Genomic DNA, 15,550 nt, shown 5'->3' on the forward strand with positions numbered 1-15,550 from the left:
TGCCTGTAAGACACGATGCTGGAGGCCCTCATGACCACGGACGTCTGCGTCATCATCGCCGCAAAGAATGCCGAGGCGACCATCGCCCGAGCCGTTGCATCGGCCCTGGCCGAGCCGGAAAGCGCCGAAGTGGTGGTTATCGATGACGGATCGTCGGATGAAACCGAGGCGGCTGCCCGCTTGGCCGACGACCTGAGCGGGCGCCTGACGATCGTGCGCTTCGAAAGCAATCGTGGACCGTCGGCCGCCCGCAACCATGCCATTTCGATCAGTCGTTCACCGGTGCTTGCCATCCTCGACGCCGACGATTTCTTCCTGCCGGGTCGCCTCGGCCGGTTGCTCGCGGAGGATGATTGGGACTTTATTGCCGACAACATCGCCTTCATCGACGAGGCCGCAGCGACCGACGTCGCCCGGAAGATCGACGATTTCCAACCGCAGCCCAGCCTGCTTGGCCTTATCGACTTCGTTGACGGCAACATCTCCCGGCGCGGCGTGAAGCGCGGCGAGGTCGGGTTCTTGAAGCCGTTGATGCGCCGCGACTTCCTGGATCGTCACTCCATCCGCTACCAGGAAACGCTTCGGCTGGGCGAAGATTACGATCTCTATCTTAGCGCTTTGGCCAAGGGCGCGCGCTACAAGGTCATTCGCAGTTGCGGCTACGCGGCAATCGTGCGCAGCAATTCCTTGAGCGGTAGCCACCGTACCGAGGATCTCAAACGGCTCTACGAGGTCGACCGGATTATCCTCGCGGCGAACAGGCTGGAGAGCGCGGCTGAGGCCGCGATCCGAAGACACGAGCGGCACGTCAGGAGTCGTTATCAGCACCGGCACTTTCTCGATTTGAAGAGAGAACGCGGCGCGGTTGCCGCAATAGGCTATCTTCTACGGCAACCCGATGCCGTTCCCGCCGTCACGGCCGGCATTCTTGCCGACAAAACCGAACGCTTCAGACAACCTCGCTCGGATGCTCCGGCCGCTCTCGGTGGCGCCGGAGGGCTGCGTTATCTCCTTCCCGCAACTGCCAACGGTCAAGCGTCCAATCGCTGAGTTTTCACTCCTGCCTATCCGGCGACTGGCGAACGGGTGACGCCCCCTACTTCATGGTGATGGTCATCCCGCTGACATCGGCGTTGACTTGAAGGCCGACCTGCTTGCCTGAGAGTTCAAGTTCGGCGCCCTTGTCGTTGGTCATGACGATCACCTGGGCCCCTTTGCCGACCGCACCGCCACCGCCCGCCGCAGCGTAAACTCCCGTCACATCTTGGGCGCGGCGAATGTGGCGCACGGTACCTTGGAAATAGGTCTTAGAAGCCCCAAAGGCGAGGCCGCCCGAGATGCCGCCAACCGTGATCGGATAACGGCGACCATGGAAGGTTAGCGTGCCCTCGCCTCCGGCGCCACCCACGAAGAAAGCGGCCTTGTAGATGGCGAAGCGGATCTGGCCGGTATCGGCGTGCGCAACACTGGCAATGCTGATTCCCGCCGCGGCGATAACGGTGACCGCGACTGCACGGAAGCTGGACGAGATTTTCATGATGAGAGCTCCTCACTTGTCGCCGCGGACCCGGCGGGCCGGATACGTCAGCGTCGTATCAAAGTTACAACTGAACAGCCCGGCCGGACATTAGTTCCGCGCCCGTAACTGATTTTCGACGGGGCTGGCCCCTCATAACAGGTCGCTTCTGTTGAGTGTGCCTGCGGCATCCGATCCCTGAACGGATGGATACGACCGAGCCCGAGTGCTCGTCTTTGGCCGGATTCATTTTTGCGATCGAAACCAATGGCTTATGCCATCGCGGCTTGGCAACAAGACGGCCCTCGGATCCTCATCATGGCGCGCCCATCCGGACAGGGGCCGGCGGCAGTCGACGTTCCCTCCTGGTTGAATGGGCGATCAGGTTCGGCGCATCAGCGCTGACGCGCCAAGGCCGTGGCCGGATCATCAGAAGTACGCGCGCCGTACGGCCGCCAGTGCCTCCTGAAAGCGGTCCTTGCGCTCGGCAAGTCGGTCGTCTGCGCTCAATTGCGGTGTTGCCCGCATTGCCTGCCAAAGTGCGAGCGTCGACGGTGCGGCAAGAACCTGCTTGGCGGCGCTGCGCAGGAAGGTCTGCCGCGGCTCTCTTGCTGCCGCGATCACACCGTGACCGACGGGGCGCAGGTTCGGGGCTTCGGCCAGCGCCTGTGCCTCGAAGTCCATCCCCCAGAAACGCTCCCCCTTGAGCATGGCTTCGGCGCGGCTCGATACCGGTACGTGGCGAGGCTGATAGCGGACGCCGACGGTGCTTGCCCAATCGTTCCACTTGAAGCTGTTGATGCTGTCGGACGTCGTCACGGCCACCCACGGCACGCGGAAAGCATCTGCGAGAATGGCCCCATGCATCGATTCGGCGATGATGAGCTCGGACTGGGCAATCTCACGGATCACGCTTTTCGCTTCGCCACGCGGATCGATATAGTGCAGGCCGACCGTACCGCAGGTCACCGGCCACATGCCGGCTACCGCACTTTCCCAGTGCGGAACGAAGCTGCGTTTATGGCGCTTCGGCAGGTTTTGGAACTCCGGCATATCGGCGACCATCACGGCGGGATCGACGATGCCGAGTTCGGGCGCGATGCCGATTTTCCCGGCGGTCAGCGGACCTCGGACACAACGAATGTCCCATTCCTTCGGGTCATGCATGTCTGGCAGGGTGCCGTAGCCGAAGCCGCTGCCGATAACGAGCTTTCTGATGCCGTCAGGCAGAAGCGCCCGGTTGAGCACCGTGCCGACGCCCACCAGCAGGATATCCTCATGAACGTCGCGCAACCCCGGCAGCAGGAAATCCCAGAGCCAAAGATTGAGGTCGTCGCCGAAATTTCCGTGCTGAGATTCCCAATAATAGGGGTTCATGGGGTAGTCCCTTCTTTCAAAATGCCGGGGTACGTCCGTGTGTACCGACAGGCGGTCTTGTTCTTCCTCCTCGAAGGAGCGTTTCGGTTGCTCAATGCGAGCGGGAAATCTTGCCGAGAGCGAGTTCCAGCGCGCTTCGCAGGAGTCTGGGATCACGCAGAACCCAACGTGCCAGCAAGCGGAATTGCGGCGACTTGCGTCGCTTGAGCCGGCGCGCCTGGCTCCACAGCGCCTGACGCCGGGCGGTATGCTGATAGGAGCGGATCGAGGCGATTTCCGTGGGCTTGCGTGAGAAGCGGCCCTCGAGCGTTTCCAGCGCAACGAAGGTGTTGAACTGCTGCTGCAGGAACTGCGGCGAATCGTTGTCGATCGAGTGAAAGATGTTGATGCCCTCGCCCCGCTCGGCGCCAGCTGCGTCGCAAAGCACGACGCGTCTTGCGGCAAGAATGCAGTCGCAGAAGAACAAGACATCCTCCGCTGCCAGTCTCAGCGCCGCGTCGAAGCGGATCCTCTCGAAAAGGCTGCGCCCGATCACCATGCAGGAGAGATGCAGGAAGCTCCAGTTTCTGAGCATCACATTGGTAAGGTCAGGAATTTCGACGACCAGCGGCGCTTCCTGCAGCCTGACAACGCTGTGGCTTTCCGTCAGTTCGGCAACATCGAAATGGTAGTAGAACGCCTCACCGCCGGTGATCGAGGCCCAATAGCAGTCGGCGCCAAAGCGGCTCATGCTTTCATAGGCATTTTTCAGATGGTCCGGGGTCCATTCATCATCGGAATCGAGGAATGCCACGAACTCGGCATCGTCAGGAACATGGTCCAGTCCGGTGTTGCGTGCGCCGCCGGGCCCCTTGTTGGGTTGGCGAATCACGGTCAGCCGCGCTCGTTCCTCCTCGGTTAACGGTTTCAACTCCTCATCTATCGAATAGGGTGAGCGATCGTCTATCACCAGAACGTGGAAGTCCTGGAACGTCTGGGCAAAGACGGAGCCGAGCGCCCGCCGAAGAATACCCGGTTCCTTCTGATAGTATGGAATAATAACAGTCAGCTTCGCCATCTTTTCGCCCCTGCGGTTTCTCTAAAAGATTCTTGCGTGGTCTCCTCCCACCGGGTCGCGGCCTTATATTTAGCCCTAGTCCTTTGTCGGGAATCCTTCAAAGGCATCATAGGATGCTCGCTATGCCCTCAACCGTAAATGCCAAGTCCGTGACATGGAATGTCGGCTGGAGCGTCCTTTCAAAGACAGGTACTTTCGGGCTGAAGTTTGTCACGGTGCCGATTCTGGCGCGGATCCTGACTCCAGAAGAGTTCGGAACGGTGGCCGTTGCGCTCACTGTCGTGCAGTTCCTGGCGATGATCGGCGGTGCTGGTCTCGCCTCCGCGCTGATCATTCAGCGCGATGAAGACATGGAGCTCATCCACTCCGCTTTCTGGGCCAATCTCGCGGTCGCGCTTCTGATGGCGCTTGCGCTTTTCGCCTTCGCCGATCCGCTCGCACGCCTGCTCGGGGCACCCGAGGCGGGTCACCTGCTCCGGATCATGAGCCTGTTGATCCCGCTGCAGCTTGGCGGAGACGTCGCCTATTCGCTCCTTGCCCGCAGGATGAATTTCAGCAAGGACGCGGTCTGGACCATGATCTCCGAGACCGTCGGGGCGCTTGTTGCCGTCGGAGCAGCCCTTCTTGGCTTCGGCGTCTGGTCGCTGCTGGCGCAGCTTTTCGTCTCCGCATTCATCCGCCTTGCCGGCCTCTATACGGTATCCGGCTATGTGCCGCGAATGGTCTTCTCCCCGCGCCGCGTTCTTACGCTCAGCCGATTCAGTTTCGGCATGATGGGGTCGGAAATGGCCAATTTCGTCACTTTCCAATCGCCGATGGTGGTGGTCAGCCGGTACCTCGGCCTTTCGGACGCCGGAGCCTATTCGGCGGCAAACCGTTTCTCCAGCATTCCCAACCAGATCGTGCTTTCGGCGGTTATGGGCGTGCTCTTTCCAGCCTTCAGCCATATGGGCGAAGATCGTCAACGGCGGTCACAAGCGCTGATGCTGAGCACGCAGGTCACCACCATACTGCTCGCGCCGATGATGTTTGGCCTTTGGGCGCTCGCCGAACCCGCAATGCTGGTCCTTTTTGGCCAGCAATGGGCGGCAGCCTGGCCGGCCCTTGGATTGCTTGCGTTGTCAAAGGGACTTTTGACGCCCTGCAGCACCTACATTCCCTACCTGAAAGGGATCGGCCAGGGGACCGTCCTCTTCTGGTGGGCGGTGATCCGCGCCGTCGTGACGACGGCGGCGGTCGCGTATGGGGCGATCGGCGGCTCGCTCGTGGACGCGATGATTGCGCTCTGCGTCGTCAATCTGGCAACGCTGGTCGGCTATTCCTGGGTGGTATTCCGGGCCGACCGCCTACCCTTCCTGCGCAGCTTCCTGGTCTCGATCAGGCCGATGATCGCCGCTTTCGTGATGGCGGTTGCCGTCAGGCTGTTGCTGGATTTCTATGGTGCGATGGTCCAGAACGCGGTCGTGCAGGTGGTTATCGGAGCCGCGGTCGGCGGACTGATCTATCTCGTGCTGATGTTCCTGGTAGAGCGTCCATTGTTGCTGAAACTCTACGGCATGATCCGCAAACGCGATGTCGAGCCGACCGCGCGCGTGGCGGCGGAATAACCGATTTCAAGGGCTGGAAACTGCCTCACCCTTGCCGCATTTCGGCTTGGTGCGCGCTCGTGTAGGTCCTTTTTCGCCTGACAAAAGAGAAAAAATGCACAATTTTACCGCGCTTCAGCGCGAATTATGCAAGTAAAAGCATCTACCAAATAAGCATCTGATAATATTCCGTAAACGCCGAGGGCATAGGCTTTTTTCCTCGTCACCGCCGCTCCGATAGGCACATGTTCCTAGAAACCGTGGAGCGCGCCATGCTGCATCGCAACAAACTGCGACCGATTCGTTTGCTGCGGCGCCATATTTTGATCCGCGCCCAAGCCTACCTTTAGCACAGTGAAATGCGGGCTCTGGTCTGCTCTGTTGAAACGGTCGCCTGCAAATGGCGCTGGCAGATAGGGGTGACGGACATCGTGGATGTGAACGCGAACATCTCGTCGCGGATCAATCTGATGCGCATCGTACTGATCTCCGGCATCGTCTTCGTACACGTGCCGCATGATCCGGCGACGAGCCCGTATGTTGGCACCTATGGTGTGCTCGATTGGCTGCGCGTCTTCCTCGGCGACAGCCTCTTTCGTGTCGGCGTCCCGTGCCTCAGCGCGATCTCCGGCTATCTCCTGTTCCGGCGTGGCCTCGACAATTTCGACTACGGCAAGACGCTGAAAACAAAGGCAAGAACCGTCCTGTTGCCCTTCCTGCTTTGGAACATAGCTTTTCTCGCGCTCGCCTTCGTTGCGCAAAGCAAGGGTATCGGCTTCGGCTACCTGCCGGATGTCGTGGGTGCAAGCGCACGGGAATGGTTGAACCTTGCCGTGGCGATCCGGGGTCTGCCGATCAACGTGCCGCTCTACTTTCTCAGGGATCTGCTGCTTTGCATCGTGATTTCGCCGTTCCTGGCGTGGCTGATCATGCGCTATCCGATGCAGACGCTCGCCCTGCTGTTCGCCTATGCCGTGCTGCCATTGCCAAACGGGATCTTCCTGAAGAAGTCGATCCTCTTTGGTTTCAGCGCCGGCATCTATATGAGCCTGCATCGCGTCGACGTTCGCAGTCTCGATCGCTTTTCCTGGCCGATCGCCATCACTGTTCTTGGCGCCTCGGTGCTGCTTTCGCTCCTGCTCTACCCGTACGGACCCGACTTCCCTGTCTGGGTCGACATGCTGCGCAGCCTGACGGCCTTGTCCGGCATCCTCGGTTCCTGGGCGGTTTCCGCGTTCCTGGTCCGCACGGGCTGCGGGGCATCGCTGGCGCGCGGCGGCGGGCTCAGCTTCTGGATCTTCTGTGCGCACTATCCGCTGCTGGTTCTCTTCTGGATGATCTGGAACCGCACCGGATTCGGATATTACCCGGCCTTCTACTACACGGTTCCGTTCATCACGATCGCCATCCTTGTCGCCGCCTACGGCCTCGCCAGGCGTTGGCTTCCGAACCTGACCGCAATCCTGACCGGCAGTCGAGCGGGAGCGACGCGAGGCGCGAGGGCGCGGCCGGCGGAAGCGCACGCCGAACTCTCACCACAGCAAAGGACCTGACCATGAGATCTTCCGGACCTCACCGCCTTGCCCTTTTGAGCCTTGTCGCCATTGGCCTTGCCGGCCCGGCAAGCGCCGCAGGCATTGGAGAGGTAACGTCCTTCATCGACAACTTCGATACGCTCGACACCGGCATCTGGTACGTCTCAGACGGCTGGAACAACGGGGCACACCAGAACTGCACCTGGTCCAAGAAGCAGGTGAAGGTTGAGAACGGCATTGCGGAACTCTCCTTTGCCGAAGGAAAGCTTAGCAAGCGCAACTACGTCTGCGGCGAAATCCAGACACGCAAGCGCTTCGGCTACGGCACCTACGAGGCCCGCATCAAGACGGCCGATGGTTCCGGGCTGAACTCGGCTTTCTTCACCTATATCGGCCCGGCCGACAAGAAGCCGCATGACGAGATCGATTTCGAAGTCCTCGGCAAGAACTCCGCAAAGGTTCAGATCAACCAATATGTCTCCGCCAAGGGCGGCAACGAAAAGCTTGTCGACGTGCCCGGCGGCGCCAACCAGGGTTTCAACGATTACGCCTTTGTCTGGGAAAAGGAGCGGATCCGCTACTACGTCAATGGCGAACTGGTCCACGAAGTCACCGACCCCGCGAAGATCCCCACCAACCCGCAGAAGATTTTCTTCAGCCTCTGGGGAAGCGACACGCTTTCGGATTGGATGGGCATCTTCTCCTACAAGGGGCCTACGACAATGCAGATCGATCGGATCGCGTTCACCGCACCGGGAGACAAATGCCAGTTTGCCGAGTCTGTCGCCTGCCGAACGAACTAGGCGGAGGCGAGGAACAGCATTCATAGGCGACGCGTTCAAACCGCGACGTGCAACGTTCTAAACCATGCTCGGCGACAGCCGAGCAGAAAACCGGGTGCAAATGCTGCAGGTACTTTATTTCGCACAGGATCTTGCCGATCCCGCCGTCCGCCGGCGCGTCCTGATGCTTCTTGCCGGGGGCGCAAAGGTCAAGCTTGCCGGGTTCCGGCGTGACGCCAACCCACTGGCGGCGATCGAGGGCATCGAGCCCATTGAGCTCGGGACAACGCATGACGGCCGTTTCGTCCAAAGGATCGGTGCGATTGCCAGGAGCTGCCTTACGCTCAGGCAGGCACTACACACTGTCGAACGCCCGGATTTGATCATTGCGCGCAATCTCGACATGCTGGCGATCGCCAGGAAGGCTGTCAGTGTTTTTGGCGGCGACGTGCCGATCGTCTACGAATGTCTCGATATTCACCGGCTGCTTTTGCGCCGCGACATCCCCGGCAAGACGTTGCGGGCGAGCGAGGCGTTTCTCGGTCGGGATGCACGACTGCTGATCACCAGTTCTCCGGCCTTCATCGAGCACTATTTCCGCCCGCTTTCCGGCATCTCGGCGCCAACCATGATGCTGGAAAACAAGGTGCTCGAGCTCGACGAAACCATGGCGCGGCCGCTCGTTCCGGCAGCAACGCCGCCACCGGACGGACCGTGGCGGATCGGCTGGTTTGGAGCATTGCGCTGCCGCAAGTCGTTGGCACTGCTGTCGGCCTTTTCCCGCAGGATGGAAGGCCGCTTCGAGATCGTTCTGCGCGGCCGGCCAGCCCATTCGGAGTTCGACGACTTCGACGGCTTCGTCCGAAATGAGCCGTTCATTGAGTTCCACGGGCCCTACCGCAGCCCGGAAGAACTGGGCGCAATCTATTCCGACGTGCACTTCACCTGGGCGATCGATTTCTTCGAGGAAGGCCAGAACTCGAAATGGCTGTTGCCGAACCGGCTCTACGAGGGCTGCCGCTTCGGCCGTGTGCCGATTGCGCTGCGTGGTACCGAGACGGCAAGGTTCCTTGCGATCCGCGGCCTCGGCATGCTGCTCGATGAAGCCGAGCCCGACGCTCTCGCCGCCCTCCTCGGCTCGGTCGACCCCGAACGTTACGCCGAGGCATCCGACCGGATCGCGGCTTGTGCGGCCGACACCTGGATCTTCAATCGCAGCGACTGTGAAAACCTGGTCCGTTGCCTTTCGGCGGCGACATCGGCGGCTCCGCCGCGGATTGCACCGAAACTCGCCCCAACGCCCCAGAACGAAGGCGGATTGTCATGAGCAACAACACGCTGGCTTCGACACGAACCCTTATCGTCATTCCCTGCCTCAACGAGGCCGAGCACATCGAGGGCCTGGTTGAGGCGTTGCGACCGTCGGCGGCACGTCTCAACGGCGCCATTCTGATCGTCGACGGCGGCAGCACGGATGGCACGCGCGAGATTGCTGCCCGCCTCGCTGCGGCGGACGCATCGGTCCTTGCCCTCGACAATCCCAAGCGCATTCAGAGTGCGGCGATCAATCTGGCCGTCGCCGAATATGGAGCGTCCTTCGGTTATCTGATCCGGATCGATGCGCACGGGACCTATCCTGAGGACTACTGCGAGCGCCTTGTCGAAGAGGCGCTTGAGACCGGTGCGGACTCGGTTGTCGTCGCGATGCAGACGGTCGGCTTCACGCCCTTCCAGAAGGCGACGGCCTACGCGCAGAATTCCAAGCTCGGCAATGGCGGCGCCAAGCATCGACTTGGGGCGACGAGCCACTGGGCCGATCACGGGCACCACGCATTGATGCGGATCTCCGCCTTCCAGGCGATCGGCGGCTATGACGAAATCTTCAGCCACAACGAAGATGCGGAGTTCGACTACCGCTTCCGTCAGGCGGGCTACCGCATCTGGATGACCGACCGGACGAACATGGTCTACTATCCGCGTGCCAAGGTCGGCCCGCTCTTTCGCCAATACTTCGCCTATGGACGCGGGCGCGCGCGCAATGTCCTGAAGCACCGCGCCTGGCCGAGCCTGCGGCAGCTCCTACCGCTTGCTGTAGCGCCGGTAGCGATCGGCGCTCTGCTCGCCGTCATCAACTGGCTCGCCGTCGTGCCGGTCGGGCTCTGGGCTGCCGCCTGCATCGGCTACGGCATGTGGATGGCACTTGGCCAAAGGAACCCCTACGGCCCGCTTGCGGCCCTTTCGGCCATGGTCATGCATTTCGCCTGGTCGGCCGGCTTCTGGCGCGAACTGCTCACCTCCCGAAACCGAAAGATGGCGCCATGACCGGAACGATCGCCAGAAAGCGGATCGATATTGCGGTCTGCACCTTCCGCCGTCCGGAGCTTGCGGAAACGCTGCATTCGCTGGCACTCATCACGGTGCCGGCCGATTTCGACATCCGCGTCATCGTCGCCGACAACGACACGACGCCGAGTGCCGAGGCATTGGTCAACCAGATGCGCCCGACCATGCCTTTCGAGATACTCTACGTACATTGCCCGGCATCGAACATTTCGATCGCCCGCAATGCCTGCCTCGACAACAGCACCGGCCACTATCTCGCCTTCGTCGACGACGACGAGACGGTGTCGAGAACGTGGCTCGTGCAATTGCTCGACACGGCGCTTGCGACCGAGGCCGATGTCGTGCTCGGCCCGGTTCGCGCCGAATACGCGTTGTCCGCGCCGAACTGGATGCGCCGGGGCGACTTTCATTCGACCCGCCCCGTATGGGTACATGGCGAAATCCGCACGGGCTACACCTGCAATGTCCTGCTCGATCTCACCCGGCCGGTCCTTTCCGGCAGGCGGTTCAACCTGGCGCTCGGGCGGACCGGCGGCGAGGACACGGAGTTCTTCCGCCATATGCATGCGGCAGGCGGGCGTCTCGCCTATGCCCCGGAAGCGCTGGTTTTCGAGCCGGTTCCGGAAAAGCGGGCACGCCTTGCCTGGCTTGCCAAGCGCCGCTTCCGCTCCGGCCAGACCCACGGGCGCCTGTTGAGTGAGCCGGGCCAACCCGCAAGGCAGGTTGTGGAAATCGCCCGGGCGATGGCCAAATCCGGCTATTGCGCGGTAGCGAGCCTCCTCCTTCTCGGATCGCCGATCGCCCGTTCACGCTACGCCTTGCGCGCCATCATGCATGCGGGTGTTGTCAGCGGCCTTCTCGGCGTACGTGAACTCCAGCAATATGGGGCCGCGACCGCCTGATGACGCTTTCCCCACCAGAAGTCAGTTTTGTCGTCGCGGCCTATAACGCCGCTGACACGATCCGCCGCGCCATTTTGAGCGCGCTCGCCCAGGAAGACGTCGATCTGGAAGTAATCGTCGTCGACGATTGCTCCGCCGACGACACCTCAGCCGTGGTCGAAGAGATCGCTGATCCCCGCGTACGACTGCTGCGGCTTGCAAAAAACTGTGGGCCCGGGGGAGCGCGCAATGTCGGGCTTGACGCCGCACGCGGCAACTGGATCGCCATTCTCGATGCGGACGACACCATCACCGCCAACCGGCTGTCCCGCATGATCGATCTGGCGTCGACCGCCGGCGCAGAGATTGCTGTCGACAACATCGATGTTGCAAACCTCGATGGGCGCGTCGAGCGCATGTTTCCCGAGGCCTTGCTCGAGCACCACCGGGTCCTGACGCTTGCGGCCTTCATTCAATCCAATGTGCTTTTCCGCTCGACCTATAATTTTGGCTATATGAAGCCGATTTTCGAGCGGCGTTTTCTGAACGCGCATGGTCTGCGCTTCGAGGAAGCCATCCGGATCGGAGAAGACTACATCCTGCTGGCGTCCGCACTTGCTTGCGGTGGGCGCTGCGTCGTCGATCCCTCGGCCGGCTATTGCTACCATATTCGCGAGGGTTCGATCTCTCGCGTCCTCGAACTTCGCCATATCGAGGCGATGATTGCGGCCGACAGGGATTTTCTGGCAAAACACGCGATCGATGCCAGAGCTATGACAATGCAGCGTCGCCGCGACAGGAGCCTGCGCGAGGCGCATGCCTTCCTGCGCCTCGTCGATCATCTGAAATCCCGATCGTTGGTGGAGGCTGCCCAGGTGGCCTTCTCCGACCCCCGCGCGCTTCGGCATCTCAGGATGCCGATCGCCGTGCGGCTGCGCCGCTTGCTTGCGCCGCTCGCACGAATGAAGTCCGCCACACCGACGGTGGCGGCTGAACGATCCACCTCGGGCAATAGCCCCCACGTACGCAAAGGATAAAGCTATGGACCGTATCAGGACCGTCAGGAAAGCTGTGATCCCGGTCGCCGGCAATGGAACGCGGTTCCTCCCCGCGACAAAGGCGATCCCCAAGGAGATGCTGACGATCGTCGATCGCCCGGTCGTGCAATATGCGGTCGATGAAGCCCGCCAGGCGGGAATAGAGCACATCGTTTTCGTTACCAGCCGCAACAAGCAGGCAATCGAGGACCACTTCGACGATACGCCGGAGCTCATCTCGTCGCTGACCCGTTCCGGCAAGAATGCCCAGATTTCCGAGCTGGAAGAGATGCTGCCCCGCGCTGGCTCCGTCAGCTTCACACGGCAGCAGGCGCCGCTCGGTCTCGGCCATGCCGTCTGGTGTGCGCGTGACTTGATCGGCGATGAGCCCTTCGCGCTGCTTCTGCCGGATATGCTGTGTCACGGCGCGCGCGGCTGCATGGCCGGTCTCGTCGATCTCTATCGCCAGACCGGGGGCAACGTCGTTGGTGTCGAACAATGCGCCCCGGAAGATGCGTCGAAATATGGCATTGTCGGCAAGGGCGCTGCGGTTCCCCACGGCTTCGAAGTCACGAAAATGGTCGAAAAACCGCGTGCCGGCGAAGCACCGTCGAACTTTTATCTGAACGGCCGCTACATTCTTCAGCCCGAGATCTTCGACATTCTCGCGCACCAGCAGCGCGGCGCCGGCAACGAAATCCAGCTGACCGACGGGATGCTGAAACTCTCGCAAAATCAAGCCTTTCACGCCCATCCCTATGAGGGGCGCACCTTCGACTGCGGCTCCAAGGAAGGCTTCATCGCCGCCAATGTTGCCTTCGCGCTCGCGCGCTCGGACCTCGGCGACTTGGTCTATGCCTCGGTCAAGGACATGGTCCTGTCTCACGAAGGCCGCATCCGCGCGGCATAACGCTGTTTGGCGCCTCTTTTTAGAAGGGGCGCCAAATCGTCGGACCAAAAGGGAAACGGACAGAGCAACCCAATGAACCAAAGAAGTCTCCCCTTCAACAGCGTTGTGCCGCGGGAAATGGAGGAACCCGACAGGTTCATCGACCTTGATCGGCTCTTCTCGATCATCGTCCGCCGCGCCAGGCTGGTTGGCGCGTTTGTCGTGCTTTTCCTGGCCCTTGGCGCGGTCTATCTCGTTTTCACGACACCGTTCTATACGTCGATGACGCAGATCCTGCTCGACGAGAACCTGTCGAAATACGCCGAGGAAGAGGCGACACCGCAGAACAGCCAGTTGCTCGACACGCAGATGGCGAGCGCCGTCGAGATCCTGAAATCCGGCGAACTCGCCTTGCGGGTCGTCGACAAGATGAACCTCGACGACAACGATACGGTTCTCAATCCGCCACGCTCGCCCTTCGGCGTCGTCAAGGACTGGCTGAGATCCGTAACCGGCATCTTTTCGTTTTTTGGGTCCGAGATCTCGGAAGAAGCAGCGCGCAATGGCCGGCGGCAGAAGGCGGCCGCACTCATCCAGCAGGGACTGGTCGTCGAACGCGTCAACAGGAGCTCCGTCATTTCGCTCGCCTACGGCTCCAGCGATCCCCAGCTCGCCGCGGCAATCGTGCGCGGCTATGCGGACGCCTATCTCAACGATCAGCTGAACGCCAATTTCGAAGCGACGGAACGCGCCTCCGTGTGGCTGCAGGAGCGCCTTGCGGATCTGAGGCAACGCTCCCAGGCCGCTTCGCTCGAGGTCGAGAAATATCGCAGCGAGAACGGCCTGACGCTCGCCCGCGGCGAACTCATGTCCGAACAGCAGCTGGCAGATCTCAACAGCCAGCTCATCATCGCTCAAGCCGACACGGCAAGCGCTTCCGCGCGCTTCAAGCAATTCCAGGCAATCGTCGACCAGGGACCCGAAACCGCGGTCAAGAATGCGACGATTTCCGCCAAGGAGGGCGACAATTCCGTCATCCGGGAGCTGCGCACCCGCTACCTCGCCGTCAGCAAGCGTGAACAGGAGGTGACGCAGAGCTTCGGCGCCGATCATCCCCAGGCGGTATCGCTGCGCAAGGAAAGGTCCGATATCGGCCGTCAGATCTTCCAGGAGCTGCAGCAACTGACTGCGAGCTACCGCAACGAATACGAAGTTGCGCGCTCGCGCGAGGCTTCCTTGCGGGAAAACATCGAAGGCACCACCGGTCGTAACTCGGATGCGAACCTGTCGCTCGTCCATTTGCGCGAACTCGAGCAGAAGGCGGCAGCGTTGAAGACCCTCTACGAGACCTATCTCAATCGCTATGAGCAGGCCTCGCAGCAGCGCTCCTTCCCGATTGCCAAGGCTCGGGTCATCTCCGCCGCTGGCGTTCCGACCGCGCCTTCGAGCCCGAAGAAGACACTGGTTCTGGCGCTTTCGACTGTGCTCGGCATGATGGCAGGCGGTGCCTTTGCCGCGTTCCAGGAGTTCCGCGAGCGGACTTTCCGGCTGGAAAGCGACGTGCGCTCCATCCTCGGACACAGGTCTTTCGGCTACGTTCCGCTGATCGGCCCGCGTCAACCGACCACGACCGACCGGGTTCGCGCGCACTTGATGAAGGGCAAGACGCCCCTGCCGACCACACAGGCCGCAGTGCCGTTCGAGCGGGTCAGTCGCATCGTGCTCGACGCACCGCGCTCCTCTTTCGCCGAGACCTTCCGCAACGCCAAGCTCGCCTGTGACCGGATGCTGCATGGCAATGGCTCGCGCGTGATCGGGATCGTTTCGGCCGTTCCGGACGAGGGCAAATCGATCATCGCGGCGAACTTTGCCGCACTGCTCGCGGCGAGCGGCAAGAAGACCTTGTTGATCGATGCCGACATCCGCAAGCCGGGTCTCAGCCAGATGATCAACCCGCCGCCGAAGACCGGGCTCGTCGAGGCGTTGATCGGCGAATCCTCCTGGCCCGCCGGCATCAAGATCGACCAGAAGACAAAACTGGCGATCTTCCCGGTTGGCGGGGAAGCAGGCGCAAAGAGCGAGCCCTATGACAGTCACGAACTGCTCGCGTCCCCGGCGATGGCCGAACTCATCGACAATGCCCGCAAATCGTTCGACTACGTGGTTGTCGACCTCGCGGCGCTCGCTCCGGTGGTCGATGCCAAGGCGTTTTCACCGCTCGCCGATGGCTTCATCTACGTCGCCGAATGGGGGCGCACGCCGTCGCGTCTGGTGCGTGACCTGCTCAACTCCGAACCGCAGATCAACGGCAAGATCCTTGGCGTGATCCTCAACAAGACGGATATGAACGAGCTGGCGAAGTACAGCGACTTCGGTGGCCCCGAGCACTATCGCCATCGTTTCGAGAAATATTACGTCGAAAACGCCGGGACCTATCGCAGGACCGAGGCGGCCTGACGACCTCCCTCGCCAGGCAGTAAAAGAAACCTCGGATCGGAGACGGTCCGAGGTTTCGTTTTGGGATCAAGGCTTGCTGGGTCGGTGTGC

The 15,550-nt window shown here is 61.4% G+C and carries 13 protein-coding genes; 10 read left to right on the top strand and 3 right to left on the bottom strand.

Annotated features, from left to right (window positions below):
* Nucleotides 1-30 precede the first annotated feature (30 nt).
* Complete coding sequence (locus AC0C6X_RS17160; protein WP_472954224.1) at nucleotides 31-1,050, top strand: glycosyltransferase family 2 protein; 1,020 nt, start codon at nucleotides 31-33, stop codon at nucleotides 1,048-1,050.
* Between the two features lie 46 nt (nucleotides 1,051-1,096).
* Here AC0C6X_RS17160 and AC0C6X_RS17165 read toward each other — a convergent pair whose 3' ends face one another.
* The 3 genes from AC0C6X_RS17165 to AC0C6X_RS17175 all read right to left on the bottom strand — a co-directional run bounded on the left by AC0C6X_RS17165 (nucleotide 1,097) and on the right by AC0C6X_RS17175 (nucleotide 3,950).
* Nucleotides 1,097-1,537, bottom strand: a complete 441-nt coding sequence (locus AC0C6X_RS17165; protein WP_173518251.1) for a lipid-binding SYLF domain-containing protein — start codon at nucleotides 1,535-1,537, stop codon at nucleotides 1,097-1,099.
* Between the two features lie 408 nt (nucleotides 1,538-1,945).
* Nucleotides 1,946-2,893 carry a polysaccharide pyruvyl transferase family protein gene (locus AC0C6X_RS17170; RefSeq protein ID WP_472954227.1) on the bottom strand — a complete coding sequence of 316 codons (948 nt, stop codon included), beginning with the start codon at nucleotides 2,891-2,893 and terminating at the stop codon, nucleotides 1,946-1,948.
* A gap of 91 nt (nucleotides 2,894-2,984) precedes the next feature.
* Nucleotides 2,985-3,950, bottom strand: a complete 966-nt coding sequence (locus tag AC0C6X_RS17175; RefSeq protein ID WP_472954229.1) for a glycosyltransferase family 2 protein — start codon at nucleotides 3,948-3,950, stop codon at nucleotides 2,985-2,987.
* A gap of 122 nt (nucleotides 3,951-4,072) precedes the next feature.
* Here AC0C6X_RS17175 and AC0C6X_RS17180 point away from each other — a divergent pair, with 122 nt between their 5' ends.
* The 9 genes from AC0C6X_RS17180 (at nucleotide 4,073) to AC0C6X_RS17220 (ending at nucleotide 15,460) form a co-directional block, all read left to right on the top strand.
* Nucleotides 4,073-5,557: a lipopolysaccharide biosynthesis protein gene (locus AC0C6X_RS17180; protein WP_472954231.1), complete on the top strand. Its 1,485-nt coding sequence runs from the start codon at nucleotides 4,073-4,075 to the stop codon at nucleotides 5,555-5,557.
* A gap of 410 nt (nucleotides 5,558-5,967) precedes the next feature.
* Entirely contained in the window at nucleotides 5,968-7,089 is a 1,122-nt protein-coding gene (locus tag AC0C6X_RS17185; RefSeq protein ID WP_472954445.1) for an acyltransferase family protein, read from the top strand.
* A gap of 2 nt (nucleotides 7,090-7,091) precedes the next feature.
* On the top strand, nucleotides 7,092-7,874 hold the full coding sequence (gene exoK, locus AC0C6X_RS17190) for an endo-1,3-1,4-beta-glycanase ExoK (RefSeq protein WP_472954233.1): 783 nt from the start codon (nucleotides 7,092-7,094) through the stop codon (nucleotides 7,872-7,874).
* Between the two features lie 100 nt (nucleotides 7,875-7,974).
* Nucleotides 7,975-9,180: a glycosyltransferase family protein gene (locus tag AC0C6X_RS17195; RefSeq protein ID WP_472954234.1), complete on the top strand. Its 1,206-nt coding sequence runs from the start codon at nucleotides 7,975-7,977 to the stop codon at nucleotides 9,178-9,180.
* Entirely contained in the window at nucleotides 9,177-10,175 is a 999-nt protein-coding gene (locus tag AC0C6X_RS17200) for a glycosyltransferase family 2 protein (protein WP_472954236.1), read from the top strand. Before AC0C6X_RS17195 ends, AC0C6X_RS17200 begins: the two co-directional genes overlap by 4 nt.
* Nucleotides 10,172-11,098: a glycosyltransferase family 2 protein gene (locus AC0C6X_RS17205; protein ID WP_472954238.1), complete on the top strand. Its 927-nt coding sequence runs from the start codon at nucleotides 10,172-10,174 to the stop codon at nucleotides 11,096-11,098. The genes AC0C6X_RS17200 and AC0C6X_RS17205 overlap by 4 nt, the downstream gene beginning before the upstream one ends.
* Nucleotides 11,098-12,114: a glycosyltransferase family 2 protein gene (locus tag AC0C6X_RS17210; protein WP_472954241.1), complete on the top strand. Its 1,017-nt coding sequence runs from the start codon at nucleotides 11,098-11,100 to the stop codon at nucleotides 12,112-12,114. The genes AC0C6X_RS17205 and AC0C6X_RS17210 overlap by 1 nt, the downstream gene beginning before the upstream one ends.
* 4 nt (nucleotides 12,115-12,118) lie before the next feature.
* The gene (locus AC0C6X_RS17215) at nucleotides 12,119-13,024 is read left to right on the top strand and encodes a UTP--glucose-1-phosphate uridylyltransferase (RefSeq protein ID WP_472954243.1); all 906 of its coding nucleotides are present in this window, start codon (nucleotides 12,119-12,121) and stop codon (nucleotides 13,022-13,024) included.
* Nucleotides 13,025-13,096: 72 nt separating this feature from the next.
* Nucleotides 13,097-15,460, top strand: coding sequence for a polysaccharide biosynthesis tyrosine autokinase (locus tag AC0C6X_RS17220; RefSeq protein ID WP_472954245.1), 2,364 nt, complete (start codon nucleotides 13,097-13,099; stop codon nucleotides 15,458-15,460).
* The last annotated feature ends 90 nt before the right edge of the window (nucleotides 15,461-15,550 follow it).

It is taken from the genome of Ensifer sp. VA4 (assembly GCF_055710065.1).

Excerpts from the sequence above, each read along its gene's own strand:
- AC0C6X_RS17160 (WP_472954224.1), top strand. The coding sequence starts at position 31 with ATGACCACGGACGTCTGCGTCATCATCGCCGCAAAGAATGCCGAGGCG.
- AC0C6X_RS17165 (WP_173518251.1), bottom strand. The coding sequence starts at position 1,537 with ATGAAAATCTCGTCCAGCTTCCGTGCAGTCGCGGTCACCGTTATCGCC.
- AC0C6X_RS17170 (WP_472954227.1), bottom strand. The coding sequence starts at position 2,893 with ATGAACCCCTATTATTGGGAATCTCAGCACGGAAATTTCGGCGACGAC.
- AC0C6X_RS17175 (WP_472954229.1), bottom strand. The coding sequence starts at position 3,950 with ATGGCGAAGCTGACTGTTATTATTCCATACTATCAGAAGGAACCGGGT.
- AC0C6X_RS17180 (WP_472954231.1), top strand. The coding sequence starts at position 4,073 with ATGCCCTCAACCGTAAATGCCAAGTCCGTGACATGGAATGTCGGCTGG.
- exoK (WP_472954233.1), top strand. The coding sequence starts at position 7,092 with ATGAGATCTTCCGGACCTCACCGCCTTGCCCTTTTGAGCCTTGTCGCC.
- AC0C6X_RS17195 (WP_472954234.1), top strand. The coding sequence starts at position 7,975 with ATGCTGCAGGTACTTTATTTCGCACAGGATCTTGCCGATCCCGCCGTC.
- AC0C6X_RS17200 (WP_472954236.1), top strand. The coding sequence starts at position 9,177 with ATGAGCAACAACACGCTGGCTTCGACACGAACCCTTATCGTCATTCCC.
- AC0C6X_RS17205 (WP_472954238.1), top strand. The coding sequence starts at position 10,172 with ATGACCGGAACGATCGCCAGAAAGCGGATCGATATTGCGGTCTGCACC.
- AC0C6X_RS17210 (WP_472954241.1), top strand. The coding sequence starts at position 11,098 with ATGACGCTTTCCCCACCAGAAGTCAGTTTTGTCGTCGCGGCCTATAAC.
- AC0C6X_RS17215 (WP_472954243.1), top strand. The coding sequence starts at position 12,119 with ATGGACCGTATCAGGACCGTCAGGAAAGCTGTGATCCCGGTCGCCGGC.
- AC0C6X_RS17220 (WP_472954245.1), top strand. The coding sequence starts at position 13,097 with ATGAACCAAAGAAGTCTCCCCTTCAACAGCGTTGTGCCGCGGGAAATG.